Genomic DNA, 19,048 nt, shown 5'->3' on the forward strand with positions numbered 1-19,048 from the left:
ACGATGAGCGAAAATCAGATGACCACCCTAGACGGTAACGAAGCGGTGGCCTATGTGGCCTACCGGATCAATGAAGTTTGCGCGATCTATCCGATTACGCCGTCGTCGGCGATGGCGGAATGGGCCGACCAATGGGCGGCCGAAGGAAAAACCAATATCTGGGACAACGTGCCGTTGATCGCCGAGATGCAGAGCGAGGGCGGCGCTGCCGGCGCGGTGCACGGTGCGTTGCAAAGCGGCGCGCTGACGACGACTTTTACCGCGTCTCAGGGTTTGTTGCTGATGATCCCGAATATGTACAAAATCGCCGGTGAACTGACGTCGACGGTTTTCCATGTCGCGGCCCGTTCGTTGGCGGCGCAGGGCCTGTCGATTTTTGGCGATCATTCAGATGTGATGGCGGTGCGCGACACCGGCTTCGCTTTGCTCGCTTCCAGTTCGGTGCAGGAAGCCCACGATATGGCCTTGATTGCCCAGGCCGCGACGCTGGAAGCGCGAGTGCCGTTCCTGCATTTCTTCGACGGCTTCCGCACCTCGCACGAGGTGAATAAGATCGAAGTGCTGTCCGACGCACAAATCAAGGCGATGATCGACAACGACAGGGTTAGGGCGCATCGAGAGCGCGCCTTGAACCCGGACCGGCCGTTCATTCGCGGCACGGCGCAAAACCCCGACGTTTATTTCCAAGCCCGGGAGACCGTCAATCCATTCTATGCGCAAACGCCGGCTATCGTGCAGAAGGCGATGGCGCGCTTCGCCGATATCACCGGCCGAAGTTACCGGCTGTTCGAATATGAAGGAGCCGAACAGGCTGACAGGGTGATCGTGATCATGGGCTCGGCCGCCGAAACAGTGAAACAGACGGTGGCGGCTTTAGTGCGGAGAGGCGAAAAGGTCGGTGTCGTGCATGTGCGTCTTTATCTGCCTTTCGCCCAGGATGCCTTTGTCGAAGCGCTGCCCGCCGGCGTCTGCGGCATTGCCGTGCTGGATCGCTGTAAATCGCCCGGTTCGACCGGCGAGCCGCTGCTGCACGATGTCGTGATGACGCTGTCCGAAGCCTATAGCAACGGTCAACTGAAGACGCTGCCGAAGGCGATAGGCGGGCGTTATGGCCTGTCTTCGAAGGAATTTACCCCGGCGATGGTCAAAGGTGTCTTCGACGAATTGAGTAAGGCGCAACCGAAAAGTCGCTTCACGATCGGCATACACGATGACGTTTCACACAGTAGTCTGGATTACGATCCCGCCTTCAACATCGAAGCCGATAATGTCATCTCGGCGTTATTTTATGGCTTGGGCGCCGACGGCACGGTCGGGGCGAATAAGAACACGATCAAGATCATTGGCGATTTGCCCGATTGTTACGCCCAAGGCTATTTCGTTTACGATTCGAAAAAATCCGGTTCGCAAACCGTTTCGCATCTGCGTTTCGGTCCCGAACCGATCCATGCGCCGTATTTGGTGCAGACCGCCAAGTTCATCGGCTGCCATCAGTTCAATTTCCTGTTCAAGACCGACATCCTGGCGTCAGCCGCCCCGGAAGCGGTGTTCCTGCTGAACAGCCCTTATGGTCCCATCGAAGTCTGGGACAGGCTGCCCCGTCACGTGCAAGAACAGATCATCGCCAAACGCCTGTCTTTTTATGTCATCGATGCCTCCACTGTGGCCCGCGATACCGGTATGGGCAGCCGCGTCAACACGATCTTGCAAACCTGTTTCTTCGCCCTGTCCGGCGTACTGCCGAAAGAGCAGGCCATCGCCAAGATCAAGGAAGCGATTCAGAAAACCTACGGTAAGAAAGGCGCGGAAATCGTGCAGAAGAACTATGCCGCGGTCGATCAGGCTCTGGCCCATTTGCATCAAGTTAAAGTGCCGCTGCAGGCGAATGGGACGCTAGCGATGCCGCCGATCGTGCCGGCGGAGGCGCCGGCCTTCGTCCAGCAGGTGACCGCTAAGATGATGGCCGGCTTGGGTGACAGCCTGCCGGTCAGCCAGCTGCCGCCGGACGGCACTTATCCTTCCGGCACCACCGCCTGGGAAAAACGCAATGTGTCCACCTACGTCCCGGAATGGAAGCCGGAATTGTGTATACAATGCGGCAATTGCAGCTTCGTCTGCCCGCATTCGGTGATTAGGGCCAAGTTTTATCATCAAAACCAATTGGAATCGGCGCCGGACGGTTTCAAATCCGCCCAAATCAGCGCGCGCGGTTTTCCGGAAACCCGTTATACGCTGCAAATCTATCTCGAGGACTGCACCGGCTGTAATCTTTGCGTCAATGTCTGTCCGGCGCTGAGCCTGAAAGAGAGCGGCGTCAAGGCCATCAATATGCAGCCTAAGGCGCCGTTGCTGGAGCGGGAAAAGGAAAACATCCGTTTTTTCGAGACATTGCCGGTCAACGATCGGGCGCGGGTGGATTTTTCTTCGGTGCGCGGCGCCCAGTTTCTGGAGCCGTTGTTCGAATTTTCCGGCGCCTGCGCCGGCTGCGGCGAAACGCCTTACGTCAAACTGGTTTCGCAGTTGTTCGGCGATCGCCTGATCGTCGCCAACGCCACCGGCTGCTCGTCGATTTATGGCGGCAACCTGCCGACGACGCCGTGGGCCAAAAACGCCGAAGGGCGGGGACCTGCCTGGTCTAACTCCTTGTTCGAGGATAACGCCGAATTCGGCCTCGGCTTTAGGCTGACCGCCGACAAGCACCGGGCGCTGGCGCGGCAGTTGGCGCGCGGTTTCCTCGCAGACTTCGGCATCGATTTCATCAACGAGATATTAGCCGCGCCGCAGCAGACGGAATCGCAAATCCGCAGGCAGCGGGAACGGGTCGCCGAGTTGAAAGCCTTGTTGTTGCAGACCGATTCGGAACCGGCCCGCGACCTGTTGTCCGTCGTCGATCATCTGGTTCGGCGCAGCATCTGGATCATCGGCGGCGACGGCTGGGCCTACGATATCGGTTCCGGCGGTCTCGACCATATCCTGGCCAGCGGCCGCGATGTCAATGTGCTGGTCATGGACACCGAGGTCTATTCCAACACCGGCGGGCAGATGTCCAAGTCGACGCCGCTGGGCGCGGTGGCCAAGTTCGCCGCCGGCGGCAAGACCGTGGCGAAGAAGGATCTCGCCCTGCAAGCGATCTCGTACGGCAATGTCTATGTAGCCCGGATCGCGATGGGGGCTAATCCGCAGCAGACCCTGCTGGCGATGCGCGAGGCGGAAGCCTATCCGGGACCGTCGCTGATCCTGGCCTACAGTCACTGCATCGCGCACGGCATTCCGATGCAGAACGGCCTGAAACAGCAGGCGCTGGCGACGGCCAGTGGTTATTGGCCGTTGGTTCGCTATAACCCGATGCTGCGTCAGTCCGACAAGAATCCCTTCGTGCTGGATTCGCCGCGGCCGCGGGTCTCTTTCAAAGACTACGCTTATAATGAATTGCGCTACAAGATGCTGCAGCGTACCAATCCGGACGAAGCCGAATACCTGTTGCAACTGGCGCAACAGGTCGTCAATCAAAAATGGGATGATTATGAGCAGATGGCGACCCGCCCGGGCAGTCATTTTCATCCCGACGCCGCCGTCACCGAATAGAGGAGAGCCGCGATGGATTTATCAACCCGCTACCTGGGGCTGGACTTGAAGCACCCGATCATCGCTTCGTCGACGCCGTTGTCGGAAACGCTGGACGGCATCAGGTTACTGGAGGATTCGGGGGCATCGGCGATCGTGATGTTTTCGCTGTTCGAGGAACAGATCCGGCGGGAAAACGAGGCCTTCGATTTTTTGCTGGAGTCCGGCACCGAAAGCTTCGCCGAATCGTTGAACTACTTTCCCCATGTCGACCGTTCCCCGAAAGGACCGGAGCATTATCTGAATCTGATCAGCAAGGCCGTCGCGGCGACCGAGATCCCGATCATCGGCAGCCTCAATGGTGTCACCAACGAAGGCTGGATCGATTACGCGAAACAGATACAGGACGCCGGCGCCCATGCCTTGGAACTGAATGTCTATTTCATCCCGACCGACCTTGAATTATCGCCGGCCGAGGTTGAACAACGCTATTTCGATATTCTGCAGGCGGTCAAGGCCTCGGTGTCGATTCCGGTGGCGATTAAATTGAGTCCGTTCTTCAGCGCGATCGGCAACATGGCCAAACGCCTGGCCGAGGCCGGCGCCGACGGTCTGGTATTGTTCAACCGCTTCTATCAACCGGATTTCGATTTGGAACGCCTGCAAGTCGACCCGCGGGCAAGCCTCAGCACAGCGGAGGAAATCCGCTTGCCGCTGTTATGGATTGCGGTCTTGTATGGACGCATCAATACCTCGTTGGCGGGCAGTCGCGGCGTGCACAGCGCCACCGAAGTGATCAAGTATCTGCTGGCCGGAGCCGATGTCGTGATGGTCGCCTCGGCGCTGATGAAACACGGACCGAATCATCTACAGGTGCTGTTCGAGGGTCTGGAACAATGGTTGGAAGCGCGCGATTACCAATCGCTGGATGAAGTCAAGGGGGTGATGAGCCGGCTTAACGCGGCCAACCCGGGCGCTTTCGAACGCGTCAACTACATCAAGGTCTTGGAGAGTTTCGAAGCCCCGCAGTTCCCGGGAGCATAGCCATTAAGGCGATGCCTATGTTGCCGGATGGCTGAACGCTGGGAGATACCGATTGGGTTGTACTAACGTTTTCCTGTAAAGAAGGTGGAAATTCCCGGTAGAAAACGGGGCGGTGTTTTTTGCCATTGAGCCAATGCGACACTGATATTATCGCAATGCTGGCCGCCATTCTCTAATGCGATGCCGACCAGTCGTTCGGGACCGTCGTCTTCGAGAGGATGGTTGTCAAGAATAGCCGGGATGCGTTGTGTTTCTATCGATTGCCAGAAACCATCGCTGCAGAGCAGAAACAGGTCGCCGTTTTCCAACATGCTTGCATGAATATCGGGTTGCGGGTCTTTGCAACCGCCCAAACGTTTATAGAGTTGATTTTGTACCGCATCAGCCTCTTCGCTCGTTCGTTCAAGCACGCCTTGCTCAATCATCAATTGTCGTAAGGAATGATCCAAAGTTCGGTTGATCAGGCGGTTTTGTCGGTAATGATACAGGCGCGAGTCGCCGATATGCGCCCAGTGGGCGTGCCGTTTGTCGAGGTATAAGAGAGCGCAAGTCGTCCCGGGCGCCGATCCGCCATCTGTTTCCAGCTGATTAATTTTTTCATGGGCCTGAACACAGATGTCTTCCAGTAATGATTCGGGAATATCCGTTTTGTTGTTATTGAAGGCCTGTTCAGCGGTGTCCACGACGATTTGCGCGGCTAGATCTCCTTTGGGAATGCCTCCCATGCCGTCGGCGACCACCATCAAATGTTTGTCGCCATTGTGAAATATACCCACACGGTCTTGCTGTTGACTACGTTTACCTATATTCAGTGCTTGTCCAAATTTCCAGGGCATCGGTGATTCCTCTCGTTGATAGGTTGCCATCCATTGTTTAATCAAACCTGAGTTCGGGTTAACAAACCAGCCTGTATCAGGCAGCTCTTCCAGAAGACGCCGTTCACCCAGCACCTAAATAAACGAAGATGATTTATCGCAGCCATTAGCCTATGGAATTTAGGTGCTGGGTGAATACGTCCATGGCAGCTAACAGCTCCTGCTTACCGCTGCACTTACACGTCCTTGTGCGGCGTAGGCTTGAGCGCGGCCTCCATGCCGCGCACACTTCCTCCTGAGCTACCTGATACTGTCTTAACCTTTTGCAATATATGATTCTTTCATCCCGAACTGAGGTTAGTCAAAGATCGACGTGACTTTGCCGAATAGGCGCTTGGGAGCATCGGTAAATGCATTGGTTTTATTTTTTAGCGCCAGCAATCTTGCCGATGTCGGGTCTATGGCAAGCCCTTTGTCGAGATTTGCTTTCGCTTTGGCGTATCTAAAATCCGATAAATTGGATTCGACCAGGTCTGCGTAGGCGTCTGCAATCTTGAATTTACCTTGCTGTGCTTCGGGGTGAGCGGGAGCTAGGGTCAGGGCTCGGTGGTAATAAAACATGGCGTTATCGTTTGCCGGTGTTGTCAACCTGAAGGCTCTTATAGCCTTGTCGGCCTCGCTAAGATTGAGGTCGATTTCATCGCGAATATTTCTGTCCAATACGGCAACGCGCCTGATCCCTGTCAATGTCCTGGCATCATCAGGCGCGATGGTCAGCGCTTGATTGTAAATAGCGAGAGCTTGTCGCAGAGCCGGCAGGGATAAATTGGCTTGCGTCAATATGGCGTCCGCCTCGTCCAATAGGTGTTGAATCTCGTTGTGTTCAGATTCGTATGCAACGGCATTCTCTGCGACGTCGGCAGCCAAAACATTATCGGCTGGTTCGGTAGGCTCTTTAGGGTGAAAATAATAAAGAGCGGTCGCCCCGGCGAGAGTGATGGCCAGCCCTAAGCCTATGAACGCGTGCAGGCGGCGTTGGCTTTGCGGGGCGCTAGAGAGTTTATGGAGCGATGTGTTGGCGGCTGTTTTTTTCGCGGCAACGATTTTATTGAATTTATGCGTTATCGCATGCTTGCTGCCGGTGTTTTGGAAACTTTCTATATAGTCGATTAAATCGGCCGTCGAGGCAAAGCGGTTATCGGCATCGGTGGCGATCATTAAATCCACTAACTGCTGATAACGGGTAAGGTGGTCGGGAAGAGGCGCGGCTTCGGTCGTTAAATGGGCGATGATGGTTTCGATCGGGGTATCGCCTTGGAACGGTTTTTGACCGGTTAGCATTTCGTAAAACATAATGCCCAGGCTATAGATATCGGTTCTCGGGTCCAGAGGTCTTTGTTGAGCCTGTTCTGGACTGATGTAATGAGGGCTGCCGATAGTCGAGCCGTCCATCGTTAACGAGGTATCGGTTTGTAATAGTTTGGCGACGCCAAAATCGGTTAACACGAGCGAGTCGTCTGTTCTGAAGAGAATATTTTCGGGTTTGATATCCCGGTGAATGATGCCTTTTTGATGGACGAAGTCAAGACAACGGGCGATCAGCTTAATCTGTTTGAGGGCCGCGTCAGGCGTCAATCCGGTTTCGATGCGTTGCTTCAGATCACCGCCTTCGAGATACTCCATAGCCAGGAAGCATTGCCGATCGATCTCGCCCAGGTCGTGAATGGTGATGATATTACGTTGATTCAATGACGCGATGATTTTGCCTTCATTGAAAAAACGTTGGACTTGCTCCTCGGTGTCAAATCTTTTTAAGATTTTTAACGCGACCAGCCGGTCGAGAGAGTTTTGTATCGCCAAGTAAACGGCCGCCATGCCGCCTTCGCCTAGCTGTCGTTGGATTGTGTAGCCGGGGACTTGGATAGTCAATGTTCGCTATGCTCTGTTGCGTAAAAGAAATCAATCCCTTCTAAGTCCTATCCATGTCTTGGAGATGGTAGCTGAAATGGAATATCGTTCCCCCGATTTCAATAATGCTGTCATCTTTAAGTTTGCTCCTGATCTTAACCGGTTTGCCATTAAGCCGGGGTTTGCCTCTTTTCTCTGGAACCAGGTAATAACCATTGCTTTGTCGGACAATGCTTGCGGCAATTTTCGGCGCAAACCAACCGCCGACTTGGAAATCGCACTCCGCCGATTTTCCGAGAGTAAAGCGGGGGCTTGTTAATTTGAATTGACGGCCGCTGAATTTTCCGCTGGAAATTTCAAGAGCAGCCTGTCTTTCCATGCTTTTTTTCAATAGACCGTTCAGTTTCGAAATGTCGACCTCGACGGTAGCCGAATTTGAGTTGTTTCCAGTTTCGGCCGAGGCGTTTGTCGCGCTCGTTTTCACCGCGTCTGGCAAATCAACGGCGAGGAATTTTAATTTATGTTTGAAAATCCCTATTTCGTCGCCGAACCTTAATTCTTTATCCGCTATACGCTCGCCGTTGACATAAACGCCATTTGTGCTATTGAGGTCATAAACGGTGTATTTGTCGCCGTTTTTGATGATTTCGGCATGGTTGCCGGAAACCCCTGGATTGTCGATGATCACGTCATTGCCCTTATTGCGGCCAATTCTCGTAATCAAAGGATTGAGTTCGTGTTTGGACCTGAGTTCATCGTTAAAATAAACATTTAGGTAACTCATAGCATAGTGTCGATAGCAAAGGAGACGAAATAATTGGCGTTCAGGTTACGCTAAAATCAAGATGATTTTTTTGAGCTCTATCACCGTATGGGAAAATAGTGGGTGTGCGGCTCACGTGAGGAATTGTCTATGGGCGACGATAAGACGTTTTACCTGGTTAGCAAGGTTGTCGATTCAGGCGCTTTGGCATGAGGTCATGCCATTTAATTTGCAGTAGTTTGGTTCTGAACAGGGCGGGCTTGATAATCCATAGCCATCAGGCTAAAAACCCAGAAATTCCCAATTAGGATAGAGGGCTTGGGGGTATTTGGCGAGGATGTCGGCGGCATGGATACCGCCGATTGAAACGCTCACACATCAACTTGGCCAACATTTAGATATTAAATTGGTATGGGCCTGGAAAGGCAAACCCCACACCTTCAATAACATGATACGGCCATTTATTGGGTTTGGGGCATTTTAAGCCAGCCAAAGCTGACCAACTTTTGTCCTTCTTCGTGCCATAGATTCAGCCATAGCGAGTTCAGGCTTTTTCTGATAGTCAGAGGCTGCACTGTCTGCAAGGTCGGGATGTCGTCATAACAGCGTTGCAGGTTGTAGTTGGGTATATTCGCTCTGAGGTGATGAATATGGTGCAGGCCGATGTTGCCGACGATCCATTGCAATATTTTTGGCATTTGGTAATAAGAGCTTCCATCCAGCCCGGCCTGAGTCATATCCCAGGTCGGTTGACGGCTCCAGTAGACATCTTCGTACTGATGTTGAACATAAAACAGCCACATGCCGGTGCCGGCGGCTATGAAAATGATTGGCAGTTGAATCATCAAATAGGTTTGAAGCCCTATCGTGAAACTCATCAAAGCAATGACGGCCACTATCGCTAGATTTGTAACGACGACGCTGAAGCGTTCGCGTTTCCCGGCGCCGGCGCTTGTAAATCGCTGGACAACCAGGAACAGCGCGATCGGAATCAGGCCAAATAACACCAAAGGATTGCGGAAAAGTCGATAGGCCAAGCGCTTTCCTTTCGAAGCCGCCTGATATTCATCCACCGTCATGGTCCAGATATCACCGATACCGCGGCGATCCAGGTTTCCGGCCGCCGAATGATGGATCACATGAGTGCGTTGCCAATCTTCAAACGGGGTGAACGTCATGATACCCGCGATATAGCCGAATATCCGATTCGCCCTGAGCGTGGGAAAGAACGCGCTGTGGGTGCAATCGTGGAAAAAAATGAAGATGCGCACCAAGAGGCCGGCAGCAGGTATCGCTAATAACAGGGTCAGCCAATAAGAAAAACCCTGCAGCATGAAATAAATCATCAAGCCCCAAAGTATTATATAAGGGATAAAGGTATTGGCGATTTGCCAGAAAGCCTTGTTGGTATTGGCCTGTGCATATTGCGATAGGCGTTGGATCAAATCTTGACGTTGGGTATGGGGGGGATTTTGTTTCGCTGATTTTTCAGGACTTGAAAACTGTAGAGACATATAGGTAACTTTATAAAACTAATATCGGATTTCTGCTTTCGCAGAAAAAATAAATTGCCAAATCGGCATATTATTTAAAATTAATAAATAAATGGAATAAAAAAAAGCTATACCCGCATGTGGATATAGGACATGGAAATTGGAGAATGTGGCTCAGGAAAGGCGTTGATATCAATGTGGTCAGAGGAGACGATCGAGGCGCTATCTGTGCTTACTATACAAATCGATTAGTACATCAATAGCACGATAAGTTCCCGCTTCATGAAATGAATGACAGCGTCGTTATTTGAAAGTGATTTTTAACGAATGGGTTGGAAAAAAGGCTAGCCCAAATCTAATCTGACAGACACCCTTAAAAATAGGTATTGTCAGATCAAATCTGACTCAGGGAGGATTATTCCAGCGCGATATCAAAGCCGCATGTTTCATCGCCGAGTCCGCCGATGCAGGTGATTTCTCTTGCGCGAGCTTTGCGGCCACTGATGGTTTGGACTGCGCCGGCAATTAATCCGCCCTCAAAATGGCAAATAGGGCGACCAACGGTTTCCAAGCCGCTACAGGTGACGCATTCGTAGACATCGACATGTATTTGCGTTTCTGTGGCGACAGGCACTTCAATAATGCCGATATTGAGGTCTTTGCACAATTGCAAAAAATCTTCTAGTTCCGTCAGTCCCAATGATATGCCGAGTTTTTTTCCGGCCAGGTAAGCCGCCCCGGACGCGCCTCTACCGATGATGTCTTCCAGCGCGACCAGTCGTAACAAGCGGTACAAGGCCACGCCGGCGTTATCGCCCAATGTCGGGCGGACCACATTCAGGGCGTTTCCCACATCGATGTTCTTATATTCTTTGATAAGCCGTTCTTCAGTGGTCATGGTTAATTACCTGTTTTTTTAGCGAGCCATATCGCGGTGGCTTGAATTATTGAGTTTAAAAGTTCACGGTCGTGCCGAGGGCAAATCATTGTTTAACGAGCTCAGGGAGTCATAGACATCTTGTAATTGCTCGGCGGTTCTTTGTATTTCCAGAAAGAGGAGTCCGAGTTTAGCCTGTTTAGTCGCCAGTACTAACAATAAAGCCTGATGACCGATTGCATTGAGCATGACATAGCCGTTGGGAGAACGCACATAGACCTGGTCTAACTCTGAGTCCATTAACTCCGAAGAGATTCTTTCTCCAACACCCAGCATCGTCGAACTCATGCCGCCAATTAAGTCTTCGTCAACTTTATGGGTTAAAACTGAGGCGGTGATTACGCCTTCGATATCAATCACGGCGCTTCCGATGACGTCTGGCGTATCACTGCAGAATTTTTTTAAATAAAAGTTTATCTGTTCCATCGCCATGTTAATGGGGGCTCCCGAGATGTAATTATTCAGACACCCTAACAATTGGCAAGGCCGGTACCGGCAAGCCTGACCGCTGACTTGCGATCACTTGTGCCAAATAAATCCACGGTGACTGATTTCTTTTGCGGCAGGTTTCAATGACGCTGATTAAAATAGCGAACACACGCGTCCCATTTTCCGAGCGCGTGCCATAGCAAATGCCGCGTAAAATAACCCAGTGGCGCAACGCTCGCTCCGCTTCATTATTCGTTAAGGGCTGATGCGGTTGATCCAGAACTTGAAAAATAGCTGCCCAGTCATTTAGCATTTCCGTGGCTAATGCTGCTGTTTTCTTATGTTCATGGGTTTTCATTTGTATACACATCTGCTGATAGAGCAGTAATTGCAGGCGATAAGTTTCAGAAAGTGGCGTATCAGGTGGTGTTATTCGCGCTTTGCGTACCGCACCTATCAACACAGCCAGTAAATCGTGCGTTTGTTGACCAAAAAGCTGGGCGTCTCTGTTTAAGCTTTCATTGAGCCCTTTCGCTTTACGCAGAAGATGAGCCCAGCAACGTAACCGACTCAGATATTTGCGATAAACCGTGTAGCCATCGCTCATTAACCAACCATTAAAGTCGTCGCCTAAAAGATTTTCCAATAATTCAGCGCTACGCGTAGCAATCCAATAGGCTGTGACGCGATTCGTACTGAACACCCATAACCAAAGAAAAGTCGTGTGCTCCATCCAGGAGGTTTCGTCTACATGCAGCAATTCGCTGTTAATGATTTCTTGTGCAAACTCATCTTCAAGCGGCATAGCCGCTGCGCCACTTTCATGCAGGGTATTATTGATGGTGCCAACACTTAATTTAATACCTAACCAGTCATATAAAAATTCCTGAATACGCTCACGCGATAGGCGCATACGGTAGGCAAGACAAACAATCATTGCTGCCAGTCCAGGCCCCACTAAACGCCATTCAGTTCGGCTAATACCCGGCAATTGAGCATGACTGCTACGACTGACTTCTTTGCGCGTGATATGTCCATTGGCGCACACTACTTCATAGAGAGTGTGCTTGGTATGGGTGACTAGAATGCCTGGATACTCAACATCGCCCCATTCGACATTGATTGTTTCATACGCGGCATAGGCGATAGCATGACGCGGCTCTAATGTTTGATGGCAGCAGGCACATATTTCAGGGTAATGATCTTGATAGTGGGTAATGGCTAGCTTTTGTGTTCGGCCAAAGCCTTGTGCGCCTGGTTGTTTGCCGGGTTTGCGGGGTTCTTGATGTTCATTGTTAGGATCAGCGGACTGTTGCTGATCTTTTTTAGAAGGCGACGGGGGGGGGACGGTGTCTTCCGTTTCAGCAGACTTATCGATCTCCGTTTGTTCTTGATCGTTTGTATTATCTGTAGCTGCTTTATCCCAAGGCGCTTCGCTGCTAGGTGGACGAGAGCTGTTGCGCGAATTTTGGCTTAAGCGCTCACGCGCTTCTTTTAGGTCGTTAAGTAACTTAATCGATAGGTAACGTAATTCCTCTTCCGGTAAATTGAGAAGCTCGTCTTCATCGATTTGGCTTAGGTCCTGGTTACTGAGTTGCATGGGATAAATACTAAGGCTTCTTAATGGATTTGTACAATGTTCTTGTGTCGGTTTGTCAATTATTTTGTATTTTCAGCTAGGGTGTGTGAATACTTACCCCGAGATTAATATTTATGCGCTCTTAGTTTGCCGGTTCATTCATTATCGAGATAAATAATAAAATTTCTGAGACTTATTAATCATTAATAACAATAAGGGAATGATTTCGGTGAAAAGAGCTATGTCCTCTAACCCTCATCGTTATACATAAGTCAAAAAAACCAATGCGCTTTCTATATTGTCACAGGATTGATTGATAAGATGTATTCCGATCGGCGTAAAGAGTGAGCGTTCCGTTGGAGATTGATGGGATTGAATGTTTATGGATGTCCTCACAAGCATGCCTGCGCTCTGTGCCGGAATGCTCCTGGGAGTGCAAAAGCTTGAGCTTTTGCTTAAAAAAGCTCAAGCTTTTTTACTCCGACGTCATTGCGCATGAGGCTCAACGCGATGTCGAGACAAGATGTGTATAACGATGAGCCTCTAACCATGAATTGAAAATATTATATATGGCCAACTCAGTGTTTATGGTAAGGTTAAACTAAGCTCGGATTTAAAGCATGGCATATAGGCAATGAAAGCGATCTGGAAGAATTCTCTTATTGCAGAAAGTGATGATATTATCGAGGTCGAGGGTAATTGTTATTTTCCTGCAGCCTCGGTTAATCATCAATTTTTGCGTGCAAGCAACAGCCATACCGTGTGCCCTTGGAAAGGCGAGGCTAGCTATTACGATGTCGTCGTCGGCAATGACGTGAACCGGGATGCGGCTTGGTATTATCCAGAACCTAAGGCAAAAGCTCTGAACATAAAAAATCGCATCGCGTTTTGGCGGGGCGTCGAAGTGACCGAGTAACGGATAGAGGCAGGTCAATGTTTCAATGCGGTTATTTGATATCACGGTAAACCATGAGTAACAGTCCTAACTCGACTTTCAGCTTAAACGACCTTGGAGGCTTATTTAGGCGGGTTCGCCGGCAGAGTGAATTACTTTGCGAGCCGCTGATTGCCGAGGACTATGTGGTTCAGACGATGCCGGACGTCAGTCCGCCCAAATGGCATTTGGCTCATGTCAGTTGGTTTTTCGAAACATTTATTCTGATTCCTTTTCACCCCGGTTATCGCCGGTTTAATCGGCAGTTCCACGATCTCTTCAATTCTTATTATCAAGGTGTCGGCACGCCGTTTCCGAGGCCCAGGCGTGGCTTGCTGAGCAGGCCTTCGGTAGTCGAGGTTTACCGTTACAGAAAACACGTCGACCGTTTTGTCGAGGAATTGATCGCCGGCTTGGATCGACAGCCGGATTGCGAAAGGATTCAGCAATTGCTGATACTCGGTCTTAATCACGAACAACAGCACCAAGAGTTGCTGATGACCGATATCAAGCATATTTTTGCGCAAAATCCACTATTTCCCTGCTACTGCGAACAACGGCATTGCGATAAGCAGGCGCTGAATGTCGATTTGGAATGGATCAAAATTACGGGTGGCGAAGTGAATCAAGGCTATGATGGGGACGTTTTTCATTTCGATAACGAATCGCCCCGCCATAAAGTGCTGCTGAATGATTTTTTTCTGGCCAATCGTCTAATCACCAATGCCGAATATCTTGATTTTGTTCGCGATGGCGGTTATCAAAATCCATTGCTGTGGCTGTCGGATGGCTGGGCGATCCTGCAAAAAGAGTCGTGGAATGCGCCATTATATTGGCAGGAGTTGGATGGGGAATGGCGGGTCATGACCTTGAGTGGCTTGCAGACGCTGGAATTCGACGAGCCGGTTTGCCATATCAGTTATTACGAAGCCGACGCCTATGCGAACTGGGCAGGCAAGCGTTTACCCACCGAATCGGAATGGGAACATGCGGCAAATCAAGGCTCGATTGCAAGGGGGAATTTCCTGGAATCCGGATTGTTTCATCCGCGTCCGGCGCTCTCCGGTCAGGGGCTGATGCAAATGTTCGGCGATGTTTGGGAATGGACGCAAAGTCCTTATAGTGCTTATCCCGGCTATCGTATACCTGAGGGCGCGGTCGGCGAATACAATGGCAAATTCATGTGCAATCAAATGGTGTTGCGGGGAGGGTCTTGTGCGACGCCGGAAAGTCATATCCGCAAATCCTACCGCAATTTCTTTTACCCCCATAACCGTTGGCAGTTTATGGGGTTACGTTTGGCGGCGGATGCATGACGATTTCCAATCGACTTCATTTTCACGATTTTCAGCCTGCGCTAGGCGATATCAAAGACGATGTGCTCAGCGGCTTGCAAACAGAACAAAAAGTCATCGCGCCGAAATATTTTTATGATGCCCATGGTTCAAAGCTGTTCGATCGGATTTGCCGGTTGCCGGAATATTACCTGACCCGGACGGAAATTGGATTGTTGAAACAATACGGCAGTGAAATCGCGGAATGTATCGGCAGCGGCGCGACCTTATTCGAGCTGGGTAGCGGAAGCAGCAGCAAGATCCGCTTATTGCTCGATGCCGTCAGGCCGTCCATTTATGTGCCGATGGATATTTCAAAAGAACATCTGTTTGGCGCTGCCTCCAGTCTGGCCAACGACTATGACTGGCTCGAAATTCATGCCGTTTGTATCGATTATTCGAATTCCTGGCAATTGCCCCGATCACTGCAGGGAAACCGCAGAATCGCTTATTTTCCTGGCTCGAGCATCGGCAATTTACACGATAATGAAGCCCACGCCTTGTTGAAACGCATTGCCGAGCTGGTCGGCGTTGACGGCGGCTTATTGATAGGCGTGGATCTGATTAAGAATGTCAAATTGCTGGAAGCGGCTTATAACGACCGTCAACAGGTGACGGCCGCATTCAACAAGAATTTATTGACGCGGCTCAATCGCGAATTGAATGCGGATTTCCGATTGGAACGCTTCGAACATCAGGCCTTTTATAATCGGGACATGAACCGCATCGAAATGCATTTGTCGAGCATCTGCTCACAGTTTATTCAGGTCGCCGGTCAGCGTTTTCATTTTAGAGCTGGCGAGACGATACATACCGAAAATTCCTATAAGTACAGCATCGCCGGATTTCATCAGCTAGCCTTACGCTCCGGGTTTGCTGCGGTCAAGGTCTGGGTCGACCGGGACAATTTATTCAGCATTCATTATCTGGAAAGCCGCCGATGAAGGGAGGGCGGCAAATCTTAAGCCGTTTCGGCCATAGCGGGTCTGGTGTTCAACTCCTGAGCGGCAACCGGCTTCGAGAACCAATAGCCCTGGACGGCGTCGCAGCCATGGTCGGTCAGAAATTGCAATTGCTGCTCGGTTTCGACGCCTTCGGCGATCACTTTCTTGTGCAACGCATGGGACATGGCGATCACTGCATGGACCACAGCCTGGTCTGTCGTGCTATGCAGGATGTTGTGAATAAAGGATTGGTCGATCTTGATATAGTTGGCCGGCAGATTTTTCATATGGACTAATGAAGAATAACCGGTGCCGAAGTCATCGATGGCGATGAAAACGCCGGCATTAGTCAGTTGCTCCATGGTCTTGATGGCGATATCCGGGGTTTTCAACAGTGCGCTTTCGTTGATTTCCAATTCTATCCAATCACAACGGGCATGGTGAGCGCTAATTTGCTCGATGATGTTCTTGGCCAGTTCCAGATTGATCAATTCCAGCGCGGAAATGTTGATGGCGATCTTGCCAAAGTCGATGCCTGTCTGGGACCAACAGACCGCCTGATGGCAGACCTGACGAATCATCCAGCGGCTCAATTCGCAGATCAATCCGCTTTCCTCGGCCAGCGGAATAAACTCGACAGGCGAGATCTCGCCTAACTCCGGATGTTGCCAACGCATTAAGGCTTCATAACCGATTAATTGATGACTGCGCGCGCAATGCTTGGACTGGTAAACGACTTTTAACTCAAAGGTGTCGTCGTAACATTGTTGCGCCAATGCCTTGCTTAGGTCCCGCTCAAGGATCAAGCGGCGATTGTTGTTATGTTGCTGATCACTCGAACAGAATGCGAAGCCCTTTTTGCCTTTCTTGGCAAAATACATCGCATCATCGGCTTGTTGCAGTAGGGTGTCGATGTCATTGCCATGCTGGGGGAAAATGGCGATGCCTATGCTGGAACCCAATCGAAATTGCTGTTCGTTCAGTTCATAGGGTTTTGAAAATTTTTTCTGCAGTTTTTTGGCGACGATTTTAGCGGCTTCGGCATCGGCCCCGGGCAGAATCAACGTGAATTCATCGCCTCCCATTCTTGCCGCGATATCCGATTCACGCACGACCGATTTGAGTCGGGCGGCGGTTTCTTTCAGGACCTCGTCACCGGCAGCATGGCCGAGGCTGTCGTTGACAAATTTAAACCGGTCCACGTCGAGAAATAACAAGGCCATCGGCTCTTGATTACGTTGGCAGAGAGCGATCATTTGTTCGGCCCGGTCGGTGAATAAGCGGCGATTGGCCAGCCCCGTCAAGTCGTCGTAATATGACAGCCAATTCAGACGTGCGCAGGTTTGTTTCAGCAGGGTGATGTCATGGGCAATACCTTCCACCCCGATGCATTGCTCGTTGTCATCGAGCAGGGGGTTGGCCAGAACCTCCAGGCAGCGTTTATGTCCTTCATTGTCGTAGAGTTCGATTTGATAAATAGGCACTTTTTCGCCGTTCAGGCAACGGGCGGTATAATCGCCAATCTTGGCGTTATCGGGATGGTCGGTTAAAAATTGGCTGTAATGGCTGGAAAATTGTTCGATGCTGTAGCCCAATATCGTCGTTACCGATGGACTCAAATAAGTGAATACGCCATCCGGGTTTTGTCGATAAAAAAAGTATTCGTCCTGCAGGTTTTCCACCAAACTGCGGTATTTTTGTTCGCTATGCTGCAATTGGTGCGTACGCTGTGAAACCTGGTTTTCAAGATCTTGTTTCAATGAGTTCAGCTCTTCATTGGCTTGCTGCAATTTATTGCGAGTTAACGTAATGCGTCGATTCTTGCGTTTCATTTGGCCGATCCAAATCAGCAAAGCCAAGGAGATCAACAGTAACGAAATAACGACCTTAGCGATGGTTTCATAGTCAACCGGTAGTTTCGTCGGCGCATACCATTTGTCGTTAATGGCTTGTTTTTCCGCCGGACTTATCGCGTCCAAGCCTTTTTGTAAAATCCCGGCCAAGATCGGCCAGTCGCTGCGGACAGCGATGCTTTCGTTTGCGCTGTTGTGGTCATAGAAGGACGTGAATTTGATTTGACTGAATTGGTGCTTATTTTGCAGATAGTAGCTGGTGGCGAAGAAGATGATGGCGGCGTCGGCCTGACGTGTTTCGATCGCGACCAAGGCGTCTCGCATACTGTCGACATAGTATGGAGTGATGCTGGGAAACTCTTCGAGTACGCGCAGCGAATATTGATAATTCTCGACCAGCGCGACCGTCTTGCCGGCCAGGCCGCTGCGGTCTTTTATCTGCTGATTGTTCTTATGGGTCACGATCACCAGAGACTTGAATACATAGGGCTTGGTGAACTCAAATTGGAATTTACGCTCCGGTCTGTTCACCATCGTTGCGATGACATCGACTTCCTTATCGAGAGCGGCCGGATAAATATCGCTCCAAAGCGTTCTTTGATCGATCTCGAAGTCAATGTCGAGTTTTTCGCTGATCAATTTAATCGTGTCATAGGCGATGCCTTTGATGTGACCGCCTTGATCGATAAAGCTGTAAGGGGGAAAGTGGCCGTCGAAGGCAATACGAACAGGTTCATGGGCTTTAAGCCAAGCTTTTTCATCGTCGTCTAGGATGACGACTTTCGAGGGCGCCGGGGTCGGCGTTTTCACGCCGCCATGCCATGGTAGATAGCGCACGGCTGACATCAACAGTAGCGCCGCGGCGATAGTGAATAACAATATTTTAAAAGTTTTGACCACAAACTTTCCTTGAGCTGACATGATTTTGTTCATTTGAGTCTATGGGCGAAATCTTAAGGTAAACTTACTGTAGCGCCGGTAAAAAGAGGTAAAAAGTGAACTGGATAACAAGTTTAGGATTTACCCGAAAGGTTTGAAAAAGAGACTGTTACAACGTGATGAAGGTTCAGTTTGTGGCGGGAATAGATGTTCTGTTCACAGTCAACAAAATCATATCGATTTCTGCCAGGGTTAATCGACGCCGGAATCGCATAATGCCATGAGTTGCATGAAGTTCGGGTGGATCAAGCGCAGCGGATCCACCAATAAATTTATCCCATTTAGAGCTCTCGCCGCCTGGTCTCCATGGGATGAAACCCATGGGTCGAATGAAGCTTCTCGCGCCGAGGGCGGCGTTCCCAAGGTATTGTGATTAATTTGGATGCCCTTGGTTCGTAGGGCGGATAATATCCACATTTTATTTGTTAGAACTCACTGGGTCGTTCTAACGTCACGGCGAGGCAACATGACGGAGCGCGGTGACACTGTTTTGGTGCATAAAAGCGTTGTGT

13 protein-coding genes are annotated in these 19,048 nt (G+C 50.5%); 5 read left to right on the forward strand and 8 right to left on the reverse strand.

Annotated elements, in window-relative coordinates:
* Positions 1–3 precede the first annotated feature (3 nt).
* On the forward strand, positions 4–3,585 hold the full coding sequence (gene nifJ / locus Q9L42_RS08195) for a pyruvate:ferredoxin (flavodoxin) oxidoreductase (RefSeq protein ID WP_305908934.1): 3,582 nt from the start codon (positions 4–6) through the stop codon (positions 3,583–3,585).
* A gap of 12 nt (positions 3,586–3,597) precedes the next feature.
* On the forward strand, positions 3,598–4,608 hold the full coding sequence (locus tag Q9L42_RS08200; RefSeq protein WP_305908933.1) for a dihydroorotate dehydrogenase-like protein: 1,011 nt from the start codon (positions 3,598–3,600) through the stop codon (positions 4,606–4,608).
* A 62-nt stretch (positions 4,609–4,670) separates the two neighbouring features.
* Here Q9L42_RS08200 and Q9L42_RS08205 read toward each other — a convergent pair whose 3' ends face one another.
* The 7 genes from Q9L42_RS08205 to tnpC all read right to left on the reverse strand — a co-directional run bounded on the left by Q9L42_RS08205 (position 4,671) and on the right by tnpC (position 12,553).
* Entirely contained in the window at positions 4,671–5,444 is a 774-nt protein-coding gene (locus Q9L42_RS08205; RefSeq protein ID WP_305908932.1) for a PP2C family protein-serine/threonine phosphatase, read from the reverse strand.
* A gap of 336 nt (positions 5,445–5,780) precedes the next feature.
* Positions 5,781–7,352, reverse strand: coding sequence for a serine/threonine-protein kinase (locus tag Q9L42_RS08210; protein ID WP_349432589.1), 1,572 nt, complete (start codon positions 7,350–7,352; stop codon positions 5,781–5,783).
* A 40-nt stretch (positions 7,353–7,392) separates the two neighbouring features.
* Positions 7,393–8,115 (reverse strand): FHA domain-containing protein, encoded by a 723-nt coding sequence (locus Q9L42_RS08215; RefSeq protein WP_349432591.1) that lies wholly within the window; start codon positions 8,113–8,115, stop codon positions 7,393–7,395.
* 440 nt (positions 8,116–8,555) lie between these two features.
* Positions 8,556–9,608, reverse strand: a complete 1,053-nt coding sequence (locus Q9L42_RS08220) for a fatty acid desaturase (protein WP_349432593.1) — start codon at positions 9,606–9,608, stop codon at positions 8,556–8,558.
* A 394-nt stretch (positions 9,609–10,002) separates the two neighbouring features.
* Positions 10,003–10,485: a DUF2507 domain-containing protein gene (locus tag Q9L42_RS08225; RefSeq protein WP_349432595.1), complete on the reverse strand. Its 483-nt coding sequence runs from the start codon at positions 10,483–10,485 to the stop codon at positions 10,003–10,005.
* 63 nt (positions 10,486–10,548) lie between these two features.
* Positions 10,549–10,956, reverse strand: a complete 408-nt coding sequence (locus Q9L42_RS08230) for a roadblock/LC7 domain-containing protein (protein WP_349432596.1) — start codon at positions 10,954–10,956, stop codon at positions 10,549–10,551.
* A gap of 25 nt (positions 10,957–10,981) precedes the next feature.
* Positions 10,982–12,553, reverse strand: a complete 1,572-nt coding sequence (tnpC, locus tag Q9L42_RS08235) for an IS66 family transposase (protein ID WP_349432597.1) — start codon at positions 12,551–12,553, stop codon at positions 10,982–10,984.
* Positions 12,554–13,166: 613 nt separating this feature from the next.
* Between tnpC and Q9L42_RS08240 the strand changes: the two genes are divergently transcribed.
* From Q9L42_RS08240 to egtD, 3 genes are read left to right on the forward strand one after another with little or no spacing between them, the layout of a single operon-like run.
* A complete protein-coding gene (locus tag Q9L42_RS08240; RefSeq protein ID WP_305908922.1) occupies positions 13,167–13,448 on the forward strand; it encodes a DUF427 domain-containing protein in 282 nt (93 codons plus the stop codon).
* A 53-nt stretch (positions 13,449–13,501) separates the two neighbouring features.
* Complete coding sequence (egtB, locus tag Q9L42_RS08245) at positions 13,502–14,782, forward strand: ergothioneine biosynthesis protein EgtB (RefSeq protein ID WP_349432599.1); 1,281 nt, start codon at positions 13,502–13,504, stop codon at positions 14,780–14,782.
* The gene (egtD, locus tag Q9L42_RS08250; protein ID WP_305908920.1) at positions 14,779–15,744 is read left to right on the forward strand and encodes an L-histidine N(alpha)-methyltransferase; all 966 of its coding nucleotides are present in this window, start codon (positions 14,779–14,781) and stop codon (positions 15,742–15,744) included. The genes egtB and egtD overlap by 4 nt, the downstream gene beginning before the upstream one ends.
* A gap of 17 nt (positions 15,745–15,761) precedes the next feature.
* Here egtD and Q9L42_RS08255 read toward each other — a convergent pair whose 3' ends face one another.
* On the reverse strand, positions 15,762–18,518 hold the full coding sequence (locus Q9L42_RS08255; RefSeq protein WP_349432601.1) for a bifunctional diguanylate cyclase/phosphodiesterase: 2,757 nt from the start codon (positions 18,516–18,518) through the stop codon (positions 15,762–15,764).
* Positions 18,519–19,048: the final 530 nt, after the last annotated feature.

Origin of the sequence: Methylomarinum sp. Ch1-1 (assembly GCF_030717995.2) — a bacterium.
Lineage (GTDB): Bacteria > Pseudomonadota > Gammaproteobacteria > Methylococcales > Methylomonadaceae > Methylomarinum > Methylomarinum roseum.